Here is a 22445-nt window from a genome sequence, read left to right as displayed (position 1 = left end):
ACCGAGGTCCCAGCGGCTTCGTTCGTGCAGAGGTGCTCAGGCTGCGATCTGGCCGTCGCGCTGGCGACGAACCGAACCGCGGACCACGAGCAGGCCGCCACCGAGGACGACAGCGCCGCCGCCGACCCAGAGGGCGAGAGCGGAGATGGTGCCACCCGTGAAGGCGAGCGAGCCGGTGCCTGCACCGGTTGCTGCGCCACCAGCGGCAGCACCCGCGGCCGGAGCAGCGGTGAGCGCAGCCGTGCCGACGTTGCCCGAGGTGGCACCGGTGGCGGTCAGCGTGTAGGTGCCGGAGGCGCCGGCCGGGAGGGTGATGCGCGGGGTGACGGCGCCGGTCGCGGAGGCGGTGTACGCCTTCGAGACGGTGGTCGTCGGGAGGGCGCCGAGCGTGACGGCACCGGCACCGGTGACCGAGATGTTCACGGTCTCGTTGCCGACGAAGGAACCCGCGCCGAAGTTGACGACGGTGGTGCCGCCGGCGACGGTGCTGCCGGTGACGGAGACGTTGGACGTCGGGACGTAGCCGGCGGCGTTGGCAGCAGCCGGGGTCGCGATGAGTGCGGCGCCAGCCAGCACGACCGCGGCAATGAGCTTCTTCATGAAGTTGTTTCCCCTAGTGATCTGATCCTTCAGACCCTGAGACCCAGAGCCCTGACCCCTCGCAAGACAACCGAGCGAACACTGGTTCCCTGAAGTGCGGTTGGCGAAGTTCCCTCAAAGTAGCCGAAGTTCACAGGTGCCACGCAAGGAGTTTGTGACGAACGCGTGAACTCTCGTGTTGGCAGAAGAGGCGGTCTAGAGGGTCAGCTCCGATGGTTCTCATGGCAACCACTAGGTTTTCCCTGGTCAGGGCGGTCTGGTCAGTTCTCGGTCCGCGGCATCGGCTGTGGACAGGTCATCCGAGTGGAGCCGCACCGGCCGCCCCGAAGCCGGAAACTCCCCCGGAATGGGGGCACGATCGGCACCGAAAAGTCCAGAATCCGTGTCGTCAACCCGCAGGATTCCCGCAATCGACGGTCGCCGGCAGCACCGGGGACTGCGCGATCGTGGGGGTGGACACGGCCGTGACCGCCGCCTTTGCCTGTTTCGCGGACCCGAGGAACGTCGCACGGAAGGTCGTGCTCTGGCCGGGCGCGAGCAGCGTCTGGACCTGCACGACCGGGTGGTCCCCGTCCACTGCGGTGTGCGGAGCGGCTGCCTTGCCGTCCTGCGTCGAACCGAGGTAGATCTCGCCCTTGGCCGCGTAGACCGCGACGTTCGTCTGGACCTTGCCCGGCGCCACTCCGAAGTTCCCTGCACCCGTCACGTAATCGGGGAGACTCGTCGCGGCGTCGGCCGGAGCAGTGTTCTTCAGCGTGACTTGGACCACGGACGTCGGGCGGCCGTCTGCACGGCACACCGCGCTCCCGACGGCGACGGTCTTCTGCAGGTAGAAGTCCATCTTCGCGCCGGTGGCGTCGTTGAGGTAGACACCGAACTGCCGCTCAGAGGGGCTGCTCGTCGGCAGCGGGCCGGTCACGGCGGTCCCTTCGAGCCGGTCCTGCTCGGACTTGTCCGCGCTCCACAGGCGCAGCCGGTTCTCCTGCACTCCGTCGGTCAACGCGCTGATGAAGGCCTTCGGATCGAACGCGCCACTCGACACCTTGTCGAAGACGGCGCTCGCGGCCGACGCGAAGAAGGCGTCCTGAACCTTGGGGTCCGGGTACTTGGCGTAGACGTCACTCAGGAGCAGCTTCACCGCGTTCTCCGACGTCAGGGTGTCACCGGTCGGCAGCTGCACCGGCCCGGTGGCCTTGAGGATGTACGCCAGCGTGACCGGGTCCATCGCGAGGACGCCGTCGACCTGCTGCCCGTACTTCTGCTTCCACATCTCGCGGGCGAGCTTTGCCGAAACGTCGAAGCGCGGCGTCAAGGTGACGTCCTGCATGTACTCGCCGGTGATGGCGCCGTACAGGCCCTGCGTGTCGACCGTCAGCGGGAGGACCGGACCGCCAGCTTGGTCGAAGGTGGAACCCGCGGCTTGGTTCGAGAGGTGGACGGCGCCATCGCGGACGTCGAGGAGCGCTACGGCTCCAGGGATACCGCCCGCGGCGCGGAGCTCAGCGTTGTTCTGGAACAGCAGCAGATACCGACGGTCACCGCCGTGCCCGAGCATCGCCGGGGCGAGCTGTACCGCCCGGTTGGCAGCATCGGCTTGTGCGGAGACCGACGAGAGGGCGTTGCGGAGCTGGTTCACCGCGCTGACGACCGGGGACAACGTCTCTGACGTGTCGATCGCCGTTGCGTCCCGATTGGCCTTCGCCAGCGTCGTCGTCGCACGCTGGACGGCCGGCTGCGCATTCACCAGCGGAGCGAGGTCGAGCTTGCCGCCCTTCGGCGCGAACGCCTTCACGTTCACGTCACCGATCACGCCGGCCACCGGCTTCACGGCTCCCGTCGCCACGTCGTCCACGACGACGGCGACTTCGCGGACGGCACGCAGGTTCGACCCGACGAACGGGAGGACCTGGAACGCGCTCCAGACCGGGTCGCCGGTCAGGGACCGGGCCGCCGCCGCGTGGTCCTGCAGGTCGTCCGCCGTCTTCTGCGCCGCGGTGCTGTCGCCGCTGACCAGCTCCGACCGGAGCGTGCTGACGAGCTGCACGGACTGCTCGAGGTCGCGCTTGGCCATCAGGCCACGCACGCCGACCCAGGCGACGGCGAGGATCAACAACAGGACGAGCGCGAGCACGATCCACAGCACGGGCCGGCCCCTGGAACCCCGGCGTGCTGTGGTCCGTCGCGACTCGGGAAGGTCGGACATGGGCGCAATCCTACGGTCGCGGCACCGAAGCGGCCTTGCGATGACGACACCGGCGAGTGTCCCAGCCGCACCGGATCAGCGGCACCCGTGGCAGCCGCCGTCTTTCGACGGGACACTCCGGCTGTGTCGCTCTGGCCTCACCGCCGCTATTCCTCGCGTGCGTTATGGTCATCCTGCTGCGAGCGGTCGGTACGGGTCCGAGCCGCGGAACCCGGGGGATCGTTGGCGAAGTCGAAACGGCGATCGGTGGCGATCATCGGTACCAGGGGATATCCCAGCTACTACGGCGGATTCGAGACAGCCGTGCGTCACATCGCCCCGTATCTCGCTGACGACGAATGGGACGTCACCGTGTACGGGCGCCCCGGAGCCACGATCGACGCGGGCGCCGATCCCCGTGTTCGCCGTGTCACCACAGTCGGCTCGGACAAGAAGTCGATCAGCACCCTCTCGTACGGCTTCACGTCAGCCCTCCACGCAATCGTGAACAAGCCTGACGTCGCACTCGTCATGAACGTGGCGAACGGCTTCTGGCTTCCGCTCCTGAAGCTCCGCGGTATCCGCGTGGTCGTCAATGTCGACGGCATCGAGTGGGAGCGCGCGAAGTGGGGTCGTCTTGCTCGGACCGTCTTCCGCGCCGGCGCTCGGCTCACCGCGACCTTCGCCGACCGGCTCGTGGTCGATGCGCGTGCTCTCGGGGACTACTGGAAGCGGAACTTCGGGCGCACGAGCCTGTTCATCCCTTACGGCGGCGACTTCAGTCCAGCCCAGGCATCGCCGACGCAGTTCGGCCGACGCCAGTACGTGCTGGTCGTCGCACGATTCGTGCCAGAGAACACGATCGAGGAGTTCCTCGGCGCAGCTCCGACGCTCGCTGAGGACCACGACGTCGTCGTGGTTGGGTCCTCCGGGTACGGAGGGGTCTTCGACGAGCGGGTAGCTCGCCTCAGCGAGACGAACCCACGGGTGCACTGGCTCGGTCACGTCCGCGACGACGCATACCTCCACCGACTCTGGGAGGACGCAGGCGCGTACTTCCACGGCCACAGCGTCGGTGGGACGAATCCAGCGCTCGTGCAGGCAATGGCCTCGGGTGCTCCCACGGTCGCCCGCGACACCGTCTACAACCGCGAGGTACTGGCGGACACCGGTGTGTTCGTCCAGCCAGACGCCGCGAGCATCATCGCCGGTGTCCGATCTGTCCTCTCGTCGTCGGAACGCCAGGAGTCGATGAGCACGCGTGCACGCGAACGTGCCAAGGCGGAGTACACCTGGGAACGAGTGGGTGCCGCGTACTCGGACGCTCTGGAGACCATCCGACGAGGACCAGTCCGATGAAGGTCGTCATCGACGCCTTCTGGCTCGTCGACGGACCGCCGTCCGGTCGTATGGTGCTCCGCGAATCGATCACCGCATGGCTCATCGCGCACCCGCACGACGAACTCTTCCTCGTCGTGCCCGAGCGCGCTGAACGCGAGAGCCGCGTGCTGTTCCCGAGCACGACGGTCATCGGCACCCCTGCACCGCTCCATCCGCTCGCGAACGTGCTGGTCCTGCCTCGCGTCGCGAGGCGGGTGCACGCCGATCTCATCGTCGCGCAGAATTTCGCTCCGTTCTCTCGAGCCCGTCCATCCGTCGTGTTCGTGCACGACGTGCTCTTCCAGACGAACCCGCGGTGGTTCACACCGGCCGAGCGGCTCTACCTGTCGTTGCTCCCGCCCCTCATGACCAGGGCGAGCCGAGTGCTGACCAGTTCACAGAACGAGGTGCGCCGAATCCGGAGCCACAACCGGCGAGTGCGAGACGTCCAGGCCGTCGGCCTGGGCATTGCTGCGTCCCTCGGTCAGGACGCGCTCGCGGAGCCGGTGCCGGGCCTCCAGGCTCAGAGCTTCCTCCTCACCGTCGGGAGGCTCAACGTCCGGAAGAACCTCCGCAACACCATCGAGGCGGCGGTGCAGAGCGGGACGATCAACGTGACGAAGCCCCTCATCGTCGTGGGGGCCGCATCTGGGCGTGGTGAGCAGCTTTCGGCTCGAGCCGAGGCGGCCGTTGCCGAGGGATCAGTCCGTTTCCTCGGGAGCGTCTCGGACGCAACGCTCCGGTGGCTGTACGAGCACTGCCGCCTCTTCCTCTTCTTGTCGCTCGACGAGGGTTGGGGGCTTCCTCCGCTCGAAGCCGCCAACCTCGGAGCAACAGTGCTGGCGAGTGATCGTCCGGTGTTCCACGAGACGCTCGGCACCGGCGCCGCCTACGCAGATCCCCAGGACGTCGCCGCGATCGCCGACCAGATCACGGCGTTGGTCTCGGCTCGACAGCATCCTCCGATGCCTCTCCCCTCCACATTCATCGGCTGGCACCGGCTGGTGGAGACCGCCCGAAGGACAGCGACGGACTGACGTGAACATCATCGCAATCGTCTACGAGCGTCTTCGCGGCCGTCCGCTGCCCGGCGACATCCCCCCATCCGTCCTCGGCAGCTTCGTCCTCGACAAGGGTGTGGACGCGATCCGCGGGCTGTCACTACCACGCAGATCGGACCGGGCGGGACTGCGCTTCCGCGGCGCCGGGGTGCGGATCCGCAACAGCAGCCACCTCGCGGTCGGCGCTGGCGTCGCCCTCGGCGAGGGTGTGCTGATCGACGCGTTCTGCCGTCGAGGGGTAGCGCTGGGTCCGAACGTGACCGTGGGTCCCGGTGCCCGTCTCCTCGGCAGCGGTGTGATCAGCGAGCGCGGCGAGTTCATCCGCGTCGGAGCACGGACTGCGATCGGCGCCGCGAACCTGATCTGGGGGCAAGGCGGCGTCACCATCGGGAACGACTGCCTGCTCGGACCGAACGTGACGATGGTGAGCGAGGACCATGTCTTCGAGGATCCCTCCACCCCCATCCGGACACAGGGCTCCCGCCGGGCTCCGATCGTCATCGGTGACGACGTGTGGATCGGTGCCGGTGCAACCGTGCTCAAGGGCGTCACGATCGGTGACGGTGCGGTCATCGCCGCCGGCTCGGTCGTGACGAAGGACGTCGAGCCCTTCCACATCGTCGCGGGGGTGCCCGCTCGAGACCGCGGTTCCAGAACCGCGCAGCCCGAAGCCGACGATGACTGAACGCGAGCCGATCCTGCTCTCGGTCGTGGTCGTGACGTTCAACAGCCGCCACGTCCTCGGCGAGAACCTGTCGCGGCTGGCTTCGATGCCCGACGTCGAGGTGATCGTGTTCGACAACGCATCGACCGACGGCACCCAAGAGTTCGTCAGGCACCAGCTCCCACACGTCGAGCTCATCGAGAGCACTGAGAACCTCGGCTTCGCCAAAGCGGTCAACCGCGCCGCAGCACGTGCACACGGACGCATGCTGATGCTGTTCAATCCCGACGCTTCAATCGGCGTCGATGACGTCCGACTGCTGGCTGAGACCTCCGACTCGCACCCGGGCGACGTCGTCGCGCCGTTCATCGAACAGCCCGCGCCGCAACGCATCGTCTCAGCGGGCTGGATGCCGTCGTGCTGGCGGATGTTCACGCACTACTCCGGGCTCTCTCGCCTGGGCAAGTGGTCGGAGGCCCTGCAGGGGCACTACCTGCTGCCGGCACAGGTGACTGGGACGACTCGGGTCGAGTGGGTGACGGGAGCATGTCTGGTCGTGCCGATGACGACATGGAGCGCCGTCGGCGGGCTCTCGGAACGGTGGTTCATGTACGCCGAGGACATCGACTTCTGTCACCGTGTCGGCGAAGCTGGTCAGAGCGTCTGGATCGTTCCTCGAGCTCGTGCCACGCACATGGTCGGCGGGAGCGACAGCTCGCACTCGATGTCGATGAACGCGGCCTGGGTGTTGAACCTCCGTGACTTCTACGCGACCTCGCTCCGCCGTCGCCCGTTCGCAGTGTGGATCTGGACCCTTATCGTTGCGGGCGGTCTCTCGTCCCGCGCCCTCGTGGCCACTGTCCGCCGGGGCGGCGCCGACCCGACCGCACGGGCATTCCGCGCATACAGCGCTGCGCTCATCCGGGGCGGACGATGAACTCCTCGAACCGAGACGTCGTTCTGCTGACGGCCTTCGCTTGCGACCCGCGGCTCCCGAGCGAGCCGACCATCGGCTGGGAGTACCTGCTGTCGTGGTTGACCATCGCCGACGAGCGGGACCTTCAGGTCGTGGCGGTGATGAACGAGCGGTCCCGCGTAGCGACGATCGCCCGGCTCGAGGAGATCAAGCGCGATGTGTCCCGACTCATCCTCGTCAGTCCGGCAGAACCCCGGTACCTCCGGTTCCTCCACCACCACCGGCTGACGCGGCTCGAGCACATGGTCTGGGCATGGCGAGTCCCCGCCGCTGTCCGCGCGACCATCGAAACGACGCGTGTGGTCCTCGCTCGTCATGTGACGTTCGCAAGCGAGCTCCTCGCCCCTCCCATCACCTGGCTACCGGCCACCACCTACGCAGTCTGGGGGCCGGTCGGTTCGACCGGCCGCGCCGATGCCTACCTCTTCGCGCCTCGCCCTGCCGATTGGCGCAAGCGGTACGTCATCCAGCGCCTCCGCGACTTCATCAGCAGGAAGTCCGCACGACGTGTCGCCCGACAGGTCGACCTCACGCTCACGACATCGAACATCCTCGCCGAGGTCGTGCGCTCAGTCGGAGCACGCGCAGAGGTGTTCCCGAACACGAGACCGATCCGACCGCCGGACACCGATGCACGACGGACCGCCACGAGCGGAGCGCTGCGCCTGTTGTGCGTGGGGAACCTCGTCCCCCTCAAGCGTTTCGAGCTGGCGATCGCCGCGTTGTCGGTTCCCGAGCTCGCCGATGCGACTCTGCGAATCGCCGGCAAACCCGCTCCAGGACGGCCGAACGAACTCGCCGCCCTGGCCCGCGAACTCGCCGTCGACGAACGCGTCCGGTTCCTCGGCCAGATCCCGCGAGAGGCGGTCGTCACCGAGATGATCGCAGCGGATGTCCTCATACATCTCTCGGCGCGAGAAGGCGGCTCAGGCGTGGTCGGTGAGGCCACCGCGGTCGGCCTCCCGGTCGTGGTCTTCGCTGGGACAGGAGCAGCAGCCGTGCTCGAGTTCGCTGACGCGCCGGGAGTCGCCATCGGCCGAGAGGAACCTCGCACCAGCGCCAGCGTCGCCGAGGCGGTCACCGCGGCTGCGCTTCTCCCGCGAGATGCAAGCACAGTGTGGACGGAAACGCGCCTCATCGACGAGGAACGGGTCCTCCTCGACCGTGCAGTTGCCTTGCGGAGCGCGAAGTGAGCATCGCCGGACGAGTCCGAGGCGCGGCCGGACACCCGATCGCACTCCGGCTCGTTGACCAGGGATCGTGGTCCGCTGCGTTCTTCCTCTTCACGCTCACATCCAGCCACGTCCTCCCGACCTCTGACTTCGCGAGTCTCACGGTGGTCACCTCCATCGGTGTGATTGCAGCGGCATGTTCTCGCGCGTTCGCGATGGACGGTCGGATCGTGGCCGGCGCACGCGCAGGGCTGCGAGTCGACGAGGCGCTGTCATCCCGTTCAGTCGCGCTGACGTCGGCCGCCTTCGCGGTCCTCGCAGTCGCCGCGAGCACGGCGTGGCTCGCGCTCGGCTCCGGTGGTCCGGACTTGTTCCTCGCGGTCTTGGCGGCCCTCATCGTGCTGGCGGACGGCCCGCACTACCTCCTGACACTGCGGAAGCGCTTCGCGTCCGCCATCCTCGGCGCAGTTCCGTACGCCCTGGCAAGCGCCGTTGCCGTGACCCTCGCACTGCTCGACCCAGTGAAGCCGGTCGTCGTCGTCTGGATGATCGGACTCGCGATCGCGCTCGCACTGTCCTGGGTCGCGGCCTCTCGGCTCCCGACCGCCGACCGCGACGTGCCTGCAGTGGTCGGGACCTCCTTCCGCATCTCGGCGGAAGCCCTCTACTCAGCGCTCGGATCGCAACTCGGCATCCTCATCATCTACCTCATCGCCGTGCCCGCGGCCACCGCCGGGATCAGACTGGCGTATTCGGTGGTCTTCGCGCCGGTGTTCAGCATCATCCAGGCGCTCACCCCACTCCTGCTGGTCAAGATGAGCGATCTCGGTTCCGGTGCATCGTCGCGCAGGGCTCGGACCGCCACGTTCTGGATACTCGGCGGGCTCGGCGGAGTCCTGTTGTCCGGCGTCATCGGCTGGGTCATCGCAACGACCGGAGCCGCGGGCGAGACCTACGAACACACGGCGCCGTTCCTCGTGCCGGTCGGGGCCGCGCTCGCGGGGAACCTCGTACTCGACACGGCCCTGCTGCTGCTCCGCTTCAATGCCGACTCCCGCGTGCCGCACCGGATCCGTCTGGCGGTGGTCGCTGTCGACCTCGTCACACAGCTCGCCCTCACTCTGACGTTGGGGCTCTCGGGACTCGTCGGCGCGCTCATAGCCATGGCCGTCGTCAAGTTCCTCGTCGGTGTCGTCATCTTCCGTGCCCAGGCCCGCCCGCTCCCCTCGACCGAAACGAGATCCGCGTGAACACCCTGACCGGAGTGACGAAGGAGCTCGCGCGCGCCGCTCGTGACGCCACACTCAATGGCTTCATCGCAAGCACGGTAGTTCCCCCGCGCGAGCGGTGGCGGATGCTCAGAGCAGCGGGCATGCCAGTAGAACGCTCGTACATCCAGGCGCGGTGCTTCTTCGGTGCCCGCAACATCGCCATCGGCGCGGGCACGTTCGTGAACTACGGCTGCTTCTTCGACGGCTCGGCCGCGATCACCATCGGACGCAACGTCCGCATCGGCATGCAGGTGTTGCTCGTCACTGGTTCGCACGAGATCGGTGGACCCGAGCAGCGGGCTGGCCGTGAGACCTCCGCTCCGATCGTCGTCGAGGACGGCGCCTGGATCGGTGCTGGTGCGAAGATCATGCCCGGTGTCACCATCGGACGTGGCGCCATCGTCGCCGCTGGCGCTGTCGTCACGCGATCCGTGCAGGCGATGGAAACGGTGGCGGGCGTTCCGGCGCGAACGCTCGGAGCACGACGCGGTCAGGAGTGAGACGACGGTACGAGCAGTAGCTGCAGTGACGCTGACCCCCTGTGGGCCGGAGGGGGTTCCGCCGTGCTCAGGCCGACGCGATTGCTGCCGCTACTCGCTGAGCGAACTCTGCATGCCCGGCCGCCGTTGGGTGCTTCTTGTCGGCGCCGAGAGCAATCGGCCAACCGAGAGCAGAGATGTAGCGTGCACCTTCCGCCCGAGCGGCGCCGGAGAGAGCCAGGTCGACCGCGCCCTCGCCCTCGAGGACGGGCACGTCTACCGGACCGACAACGACCACGTTGTGGCCGCGAAGGCTGCGCAACACACGCTCAGCTGCGGTGCGCTCTTCGTCCTCGGTGGCTGCGGTGTCGTTCAAGCCACCTTCCACGATGACCAGCTGAGGATCGGTGGCAGCAACCTGCCTCACCCGGGAGCCAAAGGTACTGTCTCCGCAGAACCCTGCGTTCGTGTAGCCGGTACCGCCCTGCGCCAAGACGCTGACGGTGGCATCCTGTTCCGACGCGAAGTCATCGACCCACGCGTCGGCGCGGTCTGACAGCATGTCGCCAGTCGAGTAGGAATCCCCAATCACGGTGATTCGTTTCGCACCTTTGCCGATGACCTGTACGGGCCCGACTGACTTCTCGTAGGCGCGGACGGACTCGCAGCCTTCGTGGCTGATGTAGGCGACGCGGGCCTTGTACGCTCCGGCAGTCAGGCCGACGATGGCAACGATCGCGCAACCGAGTGCGATGGCGCGATTCCGGGTCAGCTTCACGGAAGAATCCTACGTGGGTCGCGACCTTTGAGCCGGCTGACCAGTCGGCTACCCTGAGCCCGTGTCAGAACTCCGGGGGAACGTACTGTGGTTCACGGCAGGGGCGGTCGTCGTTGTCATCGTCACTCTCGCGTTCCTGGTCTCGCCGTTGGTCGCGGTCGCCGGCGGGGTGGCTGCTGCCGTGACCGTATGGGCGTTGTTCGAGGGCCGCGGACGATACCGCGGAGTTGCGGTGCTCGGCGGGGTGGGAGCGGTCGTGTTGGTTCCCGCACTCCACACGCCCCTGCCGGGCTGGACCGGCATGGCAGGAGGCGGCCTGTGGATGCTCGTGTTCGGAGTGTTCCTGCCGAATCGCAGGCGAGCGGGTGGATGGGTTCCGTTCATCCTGTTGGCCGCAACTGTGCTCGTCGGAGTCGGCGGGTCTCTGATGATCCGCCCGTTTCCGTTTGTGGCGATCGCTCTGCTCTACCTCCTTCCCGTCGCGCTTCTCGGCCGCGGCCTGGTCCCCGAAGACGCACGCCTTGTGCGGAACGGGGTGGTTGCCCTTGCGCTGATCGAGGCGCTGCTCTGTCTCGCCGAGTTCGCCGTTTTCCGGGGAGACCCGTTCGACGATGCCAGCGGCTACCATCCCGTGCTCTCCGGCTTCACGCGCACCGAGGGTACGTTGGGCCATCCGATCGTTGCTGGCGTCGCGATGCTGGGCGGGATGGTGGTCCTCCTTGCAGCATCGATGCCAGGGCGATGGAAGTTTGTCGGTTCTGCGGTTCTGCTTGTTGGGATCTTCACGACCGGCAGTTCAAGCGTTTACATCGCTGCGCTCGTCGCCGTCGTCGGGCCGTTGGTCTTCGTCGGCCGTGCGGCTTCTCGTGTGATCAAGGTAAGTCTGCTCGTGGCAGTCGGGGCATGGCTCCTGGGCCACCGGGAGATCTTCGAGCCCGTCGTGAACGACGTCAGCGGCATCAACTCGACGCATCGCCTGAACTCGATCCAGGCGATCCCGAACCTGCTAACCCTCAGGCCGCTTGCGCAGGGCCTGGTCGGGTCCGGGTGGGGCTCAGAGGAGACCAACTATCGGCTGGGATTCCTGAAGAACGACTACTTCTACACCGTCGACAACATGTTCGCGACGACGATGATGGCGGCCGGCATCACTGGCTTTTTGCTGATAATCGCCTTCATAATCGCGAGTTTCGTTCACGCCAGTCGCGCGGGCCGCGTCGCGTTGCTCCCGATGGTGGTCATGATGCTGAGCTTCGACGTGCTGCAGTGGGCGTCGGCAGGCGCACTCTTCGTCGTCATTGTCTTCACTATGCGCCGACCAGCGGGTGTGCGGGCAGAAGCTGAGCGTGGCAATCTGCCACTGGACCAGATAGAACCCGGGCCCCCGCTACCTGACGCCCGGACGCGCGTCGGAGCAGCTAGGACCCGTGTCGATCTCAGTCCTTGTCGCGCGCGGTGACGTGCGATGCGTCGTTCGAGCCGCCCGCCATTCAGGCCACAGCCGTCGCGTCGCACTCGTTCGTGATGTCCGCTTTGAGCTTCTAGAAGTGGCGGTCGCTCTGCAACTCAAGGTTGATGATGCCGAGGATGACGTAATCGTCTCACCCGTAGGGGAACCTCGCTCTCCCGTACCGGTCGCAAAAGAGCCCAGTACGGCCAGCGTCGAAGCCTGCGGAAGTCATTGTCTGGTTGGCTTTCTCAGCCGCTGCCGACGTCTCCTGCGGCGGGCGCGTACTTGTTATTCAGCTTCACCATGAGACGAACCTCCCCACCCTCCGGTTCCCTCGTGCCAGGTCTCACGCTCTGCTTCGTCACCTTTCAGTGCGACAACAAGATCACCTGCCCTATCGCCTCCGGCTTCAGCACCGCTCGATTCCCATCGCGGAGGAGCGCCCGATCGGTCTTCGCCGCCTTCCCGACCACGTTCGGCATCCCCACCGTGTCCGCGCCGTGCGCACGGGGCGCGGTCCCGAGCGCGAGGACCCGGTCGACGATCTACGCCAACAGTGCCCTCAGCAGGTCGTGTGTAGGAGTCGGACACTGTTCATGAGTCGGTGTTCCCGTGCGAAATGAACCAGCAGGTGCGATTACTTGCGCAAGGGGATCGGCGATTTGCGCTACGAACTTTTGCCTCGCGCGCAGTCACCCGATTCCCGTGGCACCACACTTTCCCTGGGCAGAATCAGTACGCCCCAGAAGAGCTGACAACCGCGCGGGCTGTGCGCCAGAGGAGCACCAGGTCTCCCATGATCGACCAGTTCTCCACGTAGTAGAGGTCGAGTCGTACTGAGTCCTCCCACGACAGGTCGGATCGCCCGCTGACCTGCCAGAGTCCGGTCATCCCTGGCTTGACCAGGAACCTCCGGTGGACGTGGACGTCGTACTGGTCGACTTCGCGCCGGAGCGGCGGACGCGGCCCGACCAACGACATGTGGCCGGCAAGGACGTTGAAGAGCTGGGTGAGCTCGTCGAGGCTGAATCGACGCATGATGGCGCCCACCGTCGTGATCCGCGGGTCCTTGCGCATCTTGAACAACACGTCGTTGCCCTCGGCTCGGTCGAGCGCGCTGAGTTCCTGGAGCCGTGCCTCGGCGTCGACGACCATGGACCGGAACTTGATCATCCGGAACGGCTCCCCGTTGAGTCCGACCCGTTCCTGCCGGAAGAGGACCGGGCCCTGCGACGTAAACCGGACGAGCAGCGCTAGGACGACCAGAACGGGCGACAGGACGACGATCAGGGCCGCAGATCCGACGATGTCGAAGGCACGCTTGGTGTAGAGCCGGCTACCGCCGTACGTCGGGGTCTCGACGTGGATGAGGGGCAGACCCTGGACGGGCCGGGTGTGGATCCGCGGACCGCCGATGTCCGTCAAGCTCGGCGCCACGACGAGGTGCTGCTTGCCGGGTTCCAAGGTCCAGCTGAGCTGCCGCACCCGCTCCGGCGGCAGGTCGTCCGCGCTGGTGATCACCACCGTGTCGGCCCCGGTCTCCTCGACTGCCCGGAGGATGTCCGCGAAGCCCCCGTGGCCCTGGATGGTGGAGCCGGGGAGGAGTCCTCTCGTCCCCGAGGAGACGACCGCCCCGAGGACGCGGTACCCGGCCGCCGGCGTGCGGTTCAGCTCGCCGGCGATGTGCAGGACGCTGGCCGTCGAACCGACCAACAGGACACGAGCGGAGTACCCGCCGCTCTTGCGTTGCGCCACCAGCCACTGGCGCCACATCCATCGCGAGATCAGCAACACGACGATCCCGACCGGGAACGCGATCAGTACGTAGCCACGAGCCAGGTCCACGTTGAGCAGGTACGCCGCGATGGCGATCAGTCCGAAGACACGCGCGCTGGAGTCGGCGACGAGCCGGTACTCAGAGCTCCCGAGACCGATGACCCGCGAACCACGAGTGTCGTAGACGGCGAGGGCGGCGAGCCAGACCACGATGACGATGATCGAGATGCCGGTGTAGCTCAGTCGGAGCTCACTCTGGTTCGTGGCCAGCCGAGAGTCGATGCCGAGCCAGGCGATCTGCACACCGAACACGACCCATACGAGCACCAGGAAGTCGGTGAAGAGCACTCGCCTCGCGTAGACGCGTTCCCAGTCCTCGGTCGTGCCGCGTGCAGGGCTCCCCGCCAGTCCCGAAGCCAGGCTCGGCCCGTGGGTCACCAGGTGGCCCCACCATCTGCTGACACACGCACGACGTCGCCGGACCAGAGCCACACGGACTGTCCTGCTCGCGCGACGACGACTCCGTCTGCCGCAGCGTCGTCGGCGCAGCCGAGTCGGGAGGTTGTCGTGGACGCCGTGACGCCCGTCGCGCGCATCGAGTCGATGCGGACGCCCTCGCACCCGGCGACGCCGGTGCGCGCAACGGTGTACTCGTCCCCCGCATCGGCCAAGGACTGCACGCCGGACAACGCGACGGACACCCACGCCCCCGTGCCCTTGCGCCACGAGACCGAGCCGTCGCACACGACCGCCGTCGTGTACTGCCCTTGGTAGACCGCAGCCGGGTCGGGGCACGGCGAGGCAACGGCTCCCGTGTCGAGCACGAGACCCGTCGGAGTCACGCCAGCTCCGGCCGCACCGGCGACTCCGGTGTCCCAGGTCGCCCCGTCGTCCTTCGAGGTCCGGACGGAGGGCGCGCAGTTGTCGCCGGTACCCGTCAGCGCCGACACCGATGCACCGTCCGCCCTGAGAGCCAGGACTGTCCGTGATCCCACGCCGAGGCCGACCGGCGACCACGTCGCACCCCCGTCAACGGAACGTTCGAGCGTGCCCGCGTCACCCCCGCAGGTCCCGCTGACAGCCCGCCATGCTTGCTTGCCGTCCACCGCGGTCAGCAGCCGGCTCGAAGCCGCCGGCTCGCCCGTGTCCGAACTCCCCGCACTGGCCGACGGCGTCGGGGTGCCAGAGGACCCGTGGGACGGGAACGGTGTGCTCGTGAAGGTCGGTACCGGACCTGGTTCCCTGTTCGCCTCCGGGGCCGTACGGGACAGTGCCATCGCCACGAGGACCGCGTCGACGACCACGAGGACGACGACGATCGCAGCCACCCAGACGAGCGACCTGCTCGTCAGGACCTCGCCGAGGCTGCGGGTTCCGCGGCGTGGACTCACGCTCGCGATCCCCTCATCGCTCTGTGCCGCGAGCGGCCTTGAGTCGACCGCGCTTCGGCTGCTTCGGCTGCTTGAAGGCCGTCTGCCGATCTGCGTCTTCCTCGATTCCATAGCCGTATGCGTAGCCGTACCGCCCGTACCCGTACGCCCCAGGACCCTTCGTCGGCATCATCGTCATGACGAAGCCAGCAATCGGGGCGTCGACGTTCTCAAGCGATTGCACGGCTCCAGCCAGCTGGCCCTTCAACGTCTTCCCGGAGGCCACGACGACGATCGCGCCCGAAGCCTTCTTCGACAGGATCGCTGCGTCCGTCACGGGCAGGAGCGGCGGCGCGTCGAAGAGGACGTAGTCGAACTCTGACTCGAGACGTTCGATCAGCTTCTGCATCGCCTGGGAACCGAGGAGTTCTGACGGGTTCGGCGGAATGGGTCCCGCCGGGAGCACCACCATGTTGCCACGACCCCAGGGGTGCGCCACGTCTTCGAGCTCGGCACGCCCGATGAGCACGTCGGTGAGGCCGGCGTTCGTCTCCACCTCCATGTACTCAGCGACTCGGGGACGACGGAGGTCAGCGTCGATCAGGATGACGCGGTACCCGGCACTGTCGAGCGCGATGGCGAGGTTCGCCACGGTCGTGCTCTTGCCTTCGGACTGCACTGACGACGTCATGACGAAGGTGCGTGCCTTGCTGCCGATGTCGACGAACTGCAGATTGGTGCGGAGTGTGCGGAACGACTCTGCGCGGGGACTTCTGGGGTCCGCTTGAACGATCAGGGGGCGTTCAGACGCCTTGCTGTCGAAGGCGATGCCGCCGACGATCGGCTTCGCGCTGATCCGCTCCACATCGGCCTCGGTACGCACACGGTTGTCGAGCGCCTGTCGGAGAACCGAGAGACCGACGCCCAGAGCCAGACCGATGAGCAGTCCGAGCACGACGTTGACGGGAACGTTGGGGCTGACCGGCACGCTCGGCACGTCCGCCTGCTTCACGCGGGTGAGCTTGACGGTGCTCTGCCCGTCGGCGTCGGTCGCTTCGATGTTCTGCACGACGTTCGTCAGGCTCTGCGAGGCCGCGTTCGCGATCTCCGCTGCCTGCACCGGATCCGTGTCGTTGACGGTGATGGCGATCAAGGTGGTGTTCAACGGCGCATCGGCGGTGACTCTGGACGCCAGCTGGTCCGTCGTCATGTCGAGCTTCAGGCTGGAGATGACCGGCAGGAGCACGATCGGCGTGGTGACCAGGTTCGAGTAGGTCAGCACGCGCTGCTGCGTGAAGGTGTTGCCCTGCGCCAGGTCGCTCGCGCTGCCGCTCGTCTGCGTCGAGACGAAGACCTGCGCCGACGTGGAGTACACGGGCTTCTTCAGCAGTGAGTACCCCGCGGCCGCGGCCACCCCGATCAGTGCCAGGACCAGGATGAGAGCCCATCCCTTGCGCAGCACTGTGATGTAGTCGCGTAGCTCCACGCGGCCCGCCTTCCCCGACGATGAGCCGCATCCCTGTTCTGTCCCGAGAACAGGCACACCGGGGTAGTCCCAGCGAGCGGCATGGAAATAGTGCCACACGAATGAGTCGACCTCGGCTGTTTCCGTGATGTGGGCCCCGCGTCCCCTACGGTGTCGCCATGAGCAGCGCCCCCGACCGGACGACCACCGACGTCGAGACCGCCCGCCAGCGCGACCTGTTCACGCTGCTCGTCGCCGTCGGGGTGGCGGTCGTCCTCGCACGGTTCGTCACCGGCTTCGCCCGGGGCGGCGGCATCCCCGCTCCGGTCCTGCAGGTCCTGGCCGCGGACCTGGCGGTGTGGGTCCCGATCACGGCCGGCGCCCTGTGGGTGCTGCGCCGAGCCTCCAGGCCGAACGGTGCTGGCGACGCCGGCGGGCCGACCGCACCCAGCCGTCTCAGCTTCGGCCTCGGCATGGGTGACGCGATCGCCGCCCTCGGCATCGTGATCGTGTGCCGCGCTGTGGACGCCGCCATGTCGATCTCGTTCTTCGGCACGTCCGGGCTGAGCCCGGCCCCCACGCTCGGCCAGCCGGACGTGGTCCTGCTCGTCGTGTCGGCGATCGGGGTGTGCGTGGTCAGCCCCGTGCTCGAGGAGGTCGTGTTCCGCGGCCTGTTCCAACCCCGGCTGGCCGACGCGTTGACGCCGCGCACCCGGTTCCTCGCGGTCCTGCTGACCGCGTCCCTCTTCGCACTGCTGCACGTCCTGATCAGCAGCCCGGCGTCGTCGCTGGTCGGCTTCGAGGTCTTCACGACCACGTTCCTGCTCGGCCTGCTCACCGGCGCGCTCGTGGCGATGACCGGGCGCATCGGCGGGGCGATCCTGGCGCACGTGCTGTTCAACACGGTGGCGGTCGTCCTGACCTGGCCGCGCTGACCGGCAAGCGGCAAGCGGCCCTCGGCCAGCACTCCAGGCCCGGTCCCGTCAGGCCCCCGAAGAGGGGTCAACGCCCACACTGACGATCCCTAGACTTCAGGGAGCATGCCGAACCGAACCAGCATCTACGACAACCCGCTGGTCCGTCAGGCCCCGATCAGCGCGTTCGTCGCACTCTCCGCGTTGCTCACCGTGGCGCTGCCGGTCCTCGAGATCACACACGCCCAGGCCTTCCTCGCCAGCTTCGTCGTCACGGCCCTCGCGACCCTGGTGGCGGCGACCGCGGCCGGCCTGCCCCGCCTCGTGCTGCTCGGCGCGGTCCTGCCCGCGATCGACTTCGTCGCCGTCGCCCTGCTGCGCGCCGGCACCGGCAACGGCGCCTCGGTGTTCACGTCACTCGTGATCCTGCCGGTCGTGTGGGCGGCGTCGCGGCCCGGCCGGTGGAACATCGCCTACGCCGCGGTCGGCGTCGCGGTCGTGATCCTCACGCCGTTCGTCATCAACCCGAGCCAGCCCCCGGCCGGCAGCGAACTCGTCCGCCTGGGCATCACCGTCGTCGTCTTCGGCACCGTGGCCGTCATCATCCACGAACTCGCGCGGAACGCCCGTCGGAGCGTCGCCGCCGCTCAGGTCGGTGAGGACGCCGTCCGGGCGGAGATCGACCGGGCAGCAACCGTGCAGCGCTCGCTCCTGCCGAGCACCAGCCTGGACGCGGCCCACTCCGTCAGCATCGCCGGCGCCTGCCTGCCGGCGAAGACCGTCGGCGGCGACTTCTTCGACTGGTACCCGACCCCGGGCGGCATCGCCTTCAGCCTGGGCGACGTGATGGGCAAGGGCGTCGGGGCGGGCCTGATCGCCGCCGCCGTCCGGTCGACCCTGCGGAGCGCCCGGACGGTGGACGACGCGTCCGAGGCACTCAAGCGTGCCTCCGACGGCCTGGCCGCCGAGACCCTGACCTCCGAGGTGACCTTCACCACGCTCTTCCACGCCCGGGTCTCCGACGAGGGCGTGCTGCAGTGGGCCGACGCCGGACACGGCCTGAGTTCGATCGTCCGCGCGGACGGCCAGGTCGAGCGGCTACTGTCGGGCGACCTGCCGCTGGGACTCGGGCTCGAGCTGCTGAACGCGTGGCGCACGACCACCACGGTCCTGCAGCCGGGCGACACGCTCGTGACCTTCAGCGACGGCGTCCTCGACCTCTTCGACGGCGACGCGGTCGAGGCCGTCGCCGCACTCAGCCGCGAACACCGCGACCCGCAGGCCCTGGTGCAGGCGCTGTCCGCGCGAGCGGGCGAGGTCCCGCACGACGACGACGTCACGGTCGTCGTGCTCCGGCGCGAGGCAGCGCAGGTACCCTCGGCTGCCCCCGTCGTCGACGTCTCGGCCCGCACCGTCTGACCACCGGACTGGAGGCTCGGTGCCAGCTGGCACCGAGCCTCCAGTCCGTCATGCTCCTTCCTCCGGAGGCGGCGCCACCTGCTCAGGTCGCATACGGAGGAGCGCGCCCGTGGCACTGCTCATCCGTACGATGTGAGGTGCGATTCGGGCGGACCCACCGGGAGGCAACCATGACCGTCACGACCATCGATCTCGATCCCGAGCTGCTCGAAACCGCAAAGGAGCTCACCGGCGCCCGCACCGACCGGGACGTGGTGACCCGCGCGTTGCAGACCCTCATCGCGACACGGCAGCAGCCCGCCACGGTGGAACGCGTCATCGCCCGTCAGTTCAGCGACGGGTAGATCTCCGCATCCGATCGGCCCCACGCGGCGGTACGGTGACCGGGACCCGTGTCGTTCCGAGAGGACCCGCCGTGCGCCAGCTCTACCCACCGCTCGAACCCACCCGCTCCGGCATGCTCGACGTCGGCGACGGACAGCAGGTGTACTGGGAGGAGTGCGGCTCCCCCGACGGCAAGCCGGTCGTCTTCCTGCACGGCGGCCCGGGCGCCGGGTGCTCGCCGGACCACCGCCGCCTCTTCGACCCCGCCCGCTACCGGATCGTGCTGTTCGACCAGCGGAACTGCGGCCGCAGCCTGCCGCACGCGGGCGACCCGGCGACGGACCTGTCTGCGAACACGACGTGGACCCTCGTCGAGGACATCGAGCGGCTGCGGGAGCACCTGGCGATCGACGCCTGGCAGGTGTTCGGCGGCTCGTGGGGCTCCGCGCTCGCACTGGCCTACGCCGAGACGCACCCGGACCGGGTCACCGAGCTCGTCCTCCGGGGCATCTTCACGTTGCGGCAGAGCGAGATCGACTGGTTCTACGAGGGCGGTGCCGCGAACGTGCTCCCCGACCTGTGGGAGGGCTACCTCGCTCCAGTGCCGGAGGACGAGCGGCACCCCGGCCGGCTGGTCCGTGCGTTCGAACGGCTGCTCGCCGACCCGGACCCCGCCGTGCACGGGCCGGCAGCCGTCGCGTGGGCGAGCTGGGAGGCGGCCTCGATCACGCTGCTGCCCCGCCCGGACCTCGTCGCGCAGTACGCGGACCCGACGTACGCGTTGGCGTTCGCGCGCATCGAGAACCACTACTTCACGCACGACGGCTGGTTCCAGGACGGCCAGTTGATCCGCGACGCCGGCCGGCTCGAGGGCATCCAGACCGTCATCGTCCAGGGGCGCTACGACCTCTGCACGCCGGCGGTCACGGCGTGGGACCTGCACCAGGCCCTGCCGTCCGCCGAGTTCCGGATGATCGACGACGCCGGGCACGCCTTCGACGAGCCGGGGATCCTCGACGCCCTCATCGAGACGACCGACCGGTTCGCGGGCACCGCGGGCTGACCGACGCGGTCAGGTGCGGTCGTCAGCCGTCGTCGACGTTGACTGCTCGTCGCGGAACCGCTCGACCTCGGCCTCGACTGCGCGCCGGCGCCCATGGAAGCGCACGATCAGGAGGCCCACTGCCCCCAGGACCATCAACACCCCGCCAAGGACCGCGCCGGGGACCACACTGTCCGTGCGGTCGTCGTCGTTGCTCAGGCCGACCGCCCCGAGGACCAGCGAGAGCCCGACGAGCAGGAGCACCATCGCAACGGACAGCCACCACAGCGGTGGGTGGCGGAGGTCGATGCCTCGGCGTTCCCGGAACGTCGTCCCGGCGAACACGCCCCAGCCGATCCCCGGGGAGGTCGTCACACGGAACCACGGTTCGAGCAGGAGCACCACGCCGATGCACACGACCGCGCCCCCGACGATCCAGAGCCACCATCCTCTGGTCCCCGTCTGCCGTTCCGTCATGTGCCCAACCGTACCCAGGGCGGCGGCGAGCGGACGCGCCGACGTGGGACGAGCCTCCAGGCCGGTCCGCGTGGTGTGGTGGTCCCATGACCGACGCCTTCGTGCCGTGGGTGGTCGCCGGGGGGCTCGCCGTCGTGGTGGTCGTCCTGGTGCTCCTCCTGCAACGCCACCGCTCCACCGCCCGCACCGCACTCGAGGCCGCTGAGCGGACCCGCCGCGACGAACTCGCTCGCCGTGAATCGGAGCACCGCGAGGCGACCGCCCGCGTCGAGGCGGACCGTGACCGGCAGGTCGCCGCGGCCGATGTCGAACGGCGCGACGCCCACGCCGAGGCGGAGCAGAGCCGCGCGTTCGCCCGCCGCGGCATGCAGTGGGAGGCCGGGTCGGAGCAGGCGATCCTCCAGGCCTGCCGGGCCGCCGGCGTCAACGGCGTGCTGATGACCAACGTCGTCTTCATGCCCGTCGGCGAGACGGAGTCGGGCTCGCAGCGGCAGTTCGTCGCGCAGGCGGACCACGTGCTCGTCTCGGACTCCGGCCGGGGCCTGGTCATCGAGAGCAAGCGCTGGAGCGGCATCGTGTTCGACGGCCGCAAGCCGAGCGCGGTGCACCCAGCGTTCCGCTCCCTGGTCGACGAGTCGTCCCTCGTGCCGCCGTTCGCAGTCCACGTGCGGAGCCGCAAGGTGCTCAACCACGAGGACGAGGCCGAGAACTGGTGGCAGGTCCGGGTGCAGGCGAAGGGGGCCTCCCCCGCGCAGCAGGTCCGGACCCAGGCCCGGCGGCTCGCGAAGTTCGTCGACGAGCACACCGGCACCGCCCGGACGTGGTTCGACACGTGCGTCTACTACTCGTCGTCGTCCGCCACTGCGTTCGTGCAGTCCGAGGACCGCAGCGGCACCGTGACGACCCGGGTCGTGACGAACGACCACGAGCTGCAGTCCGCGCTCGCGGCCTGGGCGGCGAAGGACTCGGTGCCGAACCGTGCCCGGGCGGACGCCGTCGTCCGGGTCCTCGCCGGGCAGGGTGCGCACGCGGTCACGGTCGGGTCGTACCGCCTGCCCGAGTGACGGCGTCCTGCCCAGCGGACGTCAGGCGCGGGTGTCGAAGTCCGCACGAGTGGCGCCGTCCGCACGAGTGGCGCCGTTCGCTGGACGGCGTCGTCGCCGTCGGAGCACCAGGACGAGCGTGACACCAGCGGCAGCCACCACGAACGCGGCTCCGACCAGCGCACCGGATCCAGCTCGGTCGAGGTTCTCGTCAGTGGTCCAACCAGCCGCCCCGATCAGCAGCGCCAGTCCGACGAAGAACGACGCCTCGATCATCAACGTGCCCCAGATCGGGAGACGACCGGCACGGGGCGATCCTGGACCTCCCCGCACCCCGAACGCAGTCGCGCCGAAGCCCGCGATGACCGCCATCGCGACGGGGAACACCTGGCCGAGCAGTGCCACGACGACGATGCAGACGAGCACCGTCGCCACCACCGAGCTCCACCACCGCACCGACGCGCGGCGATCCACCGCCCGCTGCTGATCGTCGCGCTCAGCCGGATCGGTCATGCGATCACCGTACCGATGCTCGACCGACGCGCGCCATGGGCAGCCCGCGCACCTCGCCGTCGTCGCCGACGGGTCGCGTCGGCGACGCC

General features: G+C 68.4%; 21 protein-coding genes. 13 read left to right on the top strand and 8 right to left on the bottom strand.

Translation table 11 applies throughout. The annotated features are described in order from the left end of the window. Nucleotides 1–36 precede the first annotated feature (36 nt). Nucleotides 37–600: a sortase gene (locus OVA28_RS06945; RefSeq protein WP_194660058.1), complete on the bottom strand. Its 564-nt coding sequence runs from the start codon at nt 598–600 to the stop codon at nt 37–39. Nucleotides 601–988: 388 nt separating this feature from the next. Then, nucleotides 989–2743 carry a DUF4012 domain-containing protein gene (locus OVA28_RS06940; RefSeq protein ID WP_268096324.1) on the bottom strand — a complete coding sequence of 585 codons (1755 nt, stop codon included), beginning with the start codon at nt 2741–2743 and terminating at the stop codon, nt 989–991. A gap of 306 nt (nt 2744–3049) precedes the next feature. Between OVA28_RS06940 and OVA28_RS06935 the strand changes: the two genes are divergently transcribed. The 7 genes from OVA28_RS06935 to OVA28_RS06905 all read left to right on the top strand — a co-directional run bounded on the left by OVA28_RS06935 (nt 3050) and on the right by OVA28_RS06905 (nt 9806). Beyond that, complete coding sequence (locus tag OVA28_RS06935; protein ID WP_268096323.1) at nt 3050–4141, top strand: glycosyltransferase; 1092 nt, start codon at nt 3050–3052, stop codon at nt 4139–4141. A 305-nt stretch (nt 4142–4446) separates the two neighbouring features. Then, nucleotides 4447–5199, top strand: coding sequence for a glycosyltransferase family 4 protein (locus OVA28_RS06930; RefSeq protein WP_268096322.1), 753 nt, complete (start codon nt 4447–4449; stop codon nt 5197–5199). A 1-nt stretch (nt 5200) separates the two neighbouring features. Then, nucleotides 5201–5908: an acyltransferase gene (locus OVA28_RS19110; RefSeq protein ID WP_323743211.1), complete on the top strand. Its 708-nt coding sequence runs from the start codon at nt 5201–5203 to the stop codon at nt 5906–5908. After that, entirely contained in the window at nt 5901–6824 is a 924-nt protein-coding gene (locus OVA28_RS06920; RefSeq protein ID WP_268096321.1) for a glycosyltransferase family 2 protein, read from the top strand. The genes OVA28_RS19110 and OVA28_RS06920 overlap by 8 nt, the downstream gene beginning before the upstream one ends. Further along, complete coding sequence (locus OVA28_RS06915) at nt 6821–8056, top strand: glycosyltransferase family 4 protein (RefSeq protein WP_326493765.1); 1236 nt, start codon at nt 6821–6823, stop codon at nt 8054–8056. Before OVA28_RS06920 ends, OVA28_RS06915 begins: the two co-directional genes overlap by 4 nt. 209 nt (nt 8057–8265) lie before the next feature. Next, nucleotides 8266–9285, top strand: a complete 1020-nt coding sequence (locus tag OVA28_RS06910; RefSeq protein ID WP_268096320.1) for a hypothetical protein — start codon at nt 8266–8268, stop codon at nt 9283–9285. Next, a complete protein-coding gene (locus OVA28_RS06905; protein ID WP_268096318.1) occupies nt 9282–9806 on the top strand; it encodes an acyltransferase in 525 nt (174 codons plus the stop codon). Before OVA28_RS06910 ends, OVA28_RS06905 begins: the two co-directional genes overlap by 4 nt. Before the next feature lie 67 nt (nt 9807–9873). On the opposite strand, the gene OVA28_RS06900 is transcribed toward OVA28_RS06905, so the two are convergent. Then, nucleotides 9874–10563: an SGNH/GDSL hydrolase family protein gene (locus OVA28_RS06900; protein ID WP_268096316.1), complete on the bottom strand. Its 690-nt coding sequence runs from the start codon at nt 10561–10563 to the stop codon at nt 9874–9876. Nucleotides 10564–10624: 61 nt separating this feature from the next. Here OVA28_RS06900 and OVA28_RS06895 point away from each other — a divergent pair, with 61 nt between their 5' ends. Continuing rightward, nucleotides 10625–12022 (top strand): hypothetical protein, encoded by a 1398-nt coding sequence (locus OVA28_RS06895; RefSeq protein WP_268096315.1) that lies wholly within the window; start codon nt 10625–10627, stop codon nt 12020–12022. A gap of 723 nt (nt 12023–12745) precedes the next feature. Here the strand turns inward: OVA28_RS06895 and OVA28_RS06890 are convergent. From OVA28_RS06890 to OVA28_RS06880, 3 genes are read right to left on the bottom strand one after another with little or no spacing between them, the layout of a single operon-like run. Beyond that, nucleotides 12746–14209 (bottom strand): sugar transferase, encoded by a 1464-nt coding sequence (locus tag OVA28_RS06890; RefSeq protein WP_442780822.1) that lies wholly within the window; start codon nt 14207–14209, stop codon nt 12746–12748. A gap of 14 nt (nt 14210–14223) precedes the next feature. Then, nucleotides 14224–15180, bottom strand: coding sequence for a hypothetical protein (locus tag OVA28_RS06885; protein ID WP_268096312.1), 957 nt, complete (start codon nt 15178–15180; stop codon nt 14224–14226). A gap of 13 nt (nt 15181–15193) precedes the next feature. Then, nucleotides 15194–16645 carry a polysaccharide biosynthesis tyrosine autokinase gene (locus OVA28_RS06880; protein WP_268096311.1) on the bottom strand — a complete coding sequence of 484 codons (1452 nt, stop codon included), beginning with the start codon at nt 16643–16645 and terminating at the stop codon, nt 15194–15196. A gap of 158 nt (nt 16646–16803) precedes the next feature. Between OVA28_RS06880 and OVA28_RS06875 the strand changes: the two genes are divergently transcribed. The 4 genes from OVA28_RS06875 to pip all read left to right on the top strand — a co-directional run bounded on the left by OVA28_RS06875 (nt 16804) and on the right by pip (nt 20344). Then, nucleotides 16804–17559 (top strand): CPBP family intramembrane glutamic endopeptidase, encoded by a 756-nt coding sequence (locus OVA28_RS06875; RefSeq protein ID WP_268096310.1) that lies wholly within the window; start codon nt 16804–16806, stop codon nt 17557–17559. 105 nt (nt 17560–17664) lie between these two features. Continuing rightward, nucleotides 17665–18957: a PP2C family protein-serine/threonine phosphatase gene (locus OVA28_RS06870; RefSeq protein ID WP_268096309.1), complete on the top strand. Its 1293-nt coding sequence runs from the start codon at nt 17665–17667 to the stop codon at nt 18955–18957. A gap of 170 nt (nt 18958–19127) precedes the next feature. Beyond that, nucleotides 19128–19301 carry a type II toxin-antitoxin system VapB family antitoxin gene (locus tag OVA28_RS06865; RefSeq protein ID WP_268096308.1) on the top strand — a complete coding sequence of 58 codons (174 nt, stop codon included), beginning with the start codon at nt 19128–19130 and terminating at the stop codon, nt 19299–19301. A gap of 71 nt (nt 19302–19372) precedes the next feature. Beyond that, nucleotides 19373–20344, top strand: a complete 972-nt coding sequence (gene pip / locus OVA28_RS06860) for a prolyl aminopeptidase (RefSeq protein ID WP_268096307.1) — start codon at nt 19373–19375, stop codon at nt 20342–20344. A gap of 9 nt (nt 20345–20353) precedes the next feature. On the opposite strand, the gene OVA28_RS06855 is transcribed toward pip, so the two are convergent. Further along, on the bottom strand, nt 20354–20800 hold the full coding sequence (locus OVA28_RS06855) for a hypothetical protein (protein WP_268096306.1): 447 nt from the start codon (nt 20798–20800) through the stop codon (nt 20354–20356). 86 nt (nt 20801–20886) lie between these two features. Here OVA28_RS06855 and OVA28_RS06850 point away from each other — a divergent pair, with 86 nt between their 5' ends. Continuing rightward, nucleotides 20887–21864 (top strand): nuclease-related domain-containing protein, encoded by a 978-nt coding sequence (locus OVA28_RS06850; RefSeq protein WP_268096305.1) that lies wholly within the window; start codon nt 20887–20889, stop codon nt 21862–21864. A gap of 21 nt (nt 21865–21885) precedes the next feature. Here OVA28_RS06850 and OVA28_RS06845 read toward each other — a convergent pair whose 3' ends face one another. After that, a complete protein-coding gene (locus OVA28_RS06845; RefSeq protein ID WP_268096304.1) occupies nt 21886–22356 on the bottom strand; it encodes a hypothetical protein in 471 nt (156 codons plus the stop codon). Between the last annotated feature and the right edge of the window lie 89 nt (nt 22357–22445).

The organism is Curtobacterium sp. SL109 (assembly GCF_026672405.1).
In the GTDB taxonomy this organism is placed as follows: domain Bacteria; phylum Actinomycetota; class Actinomycetes; order Actinomycetales; family Microbacteriaceae; genus Curtobacterium.
The sequence above is the reverse complement of the archived record's forward strand: the minus strand, read 5'-3'. Positions and strand labels throughout refer to the sequence as shown.

What these genes read in the sequence shown, in the direction of transcription:
- OVA28_RS06915 (WP_326493765.1), top strand. Translation starts at nt 6,821, where the DNA reads ATGAACTCCTCGAACCGAGACGTCGTTCTGCTGACGGCCTTCGCTTGC.
- OVA28_RS06870 (WP_268096309.1), top strand. Translation starts at nt 17,665, where the DNA reads ATGCCGAACCGAACCAGCATCTACGACAACCCGCTGGTCCGTCAGGCC.
- OVA28_RS06845 (WP_268096304.1), bottom strand. Translation starts at nt 22,356, where the DNA reads ATGACCGATCCGGCTGAGCGCGACGATCAGCAGCGGGCGGTGGATCGC.
- OVA28_RS06865 (WP_268096308.1), top strand. Translation starts at nt 19,128, where the DNA reads ATGACCGTCACGACCATCGATCTCGATCCCGAGCTGCTCGAAACCGCA.
- OVA28_RS06875 (WP_268096310.1), top strand. Translation starts at nt 16,804, where the DNA reads ATGAGCAGCGCCCCCGACCGGACGACCACCGACGTCGAGACCGCCCGC.
- OVA28_RS06945 (WP_194660058.1), bottom strand. Translation starts at nt 600, where the DNA reads ATGAAGAAGCTCATTGCCGCGGTCGTGCTGGCTGGCGCCGCACTCATC.
- OVA28_RS06920 (WP_268096321.1), top strand. Translation starts at nt 5,901, where the DNA reads ATGACTGAACGCGAGCCGATCCTGCTCTCGGTCGTGGTCGTGACGTTC.
- OVA28_RS06855 (WP_268096306.1), bottom strand. Translation starts at nt 20,800, where the DNA reads ATGACGGAACGGCAGACGGGGACCAGAGGATGGTGGCTCTGGATCGTC.
- OVA28_RS06850 (WP_268096305.1), top strand. Translation starts at nt 20,887, where the DNA reads ATGACCGACGCCTTCGTGCCGTGGGTGGTCGCCGGGGGGCTCGCCGTC.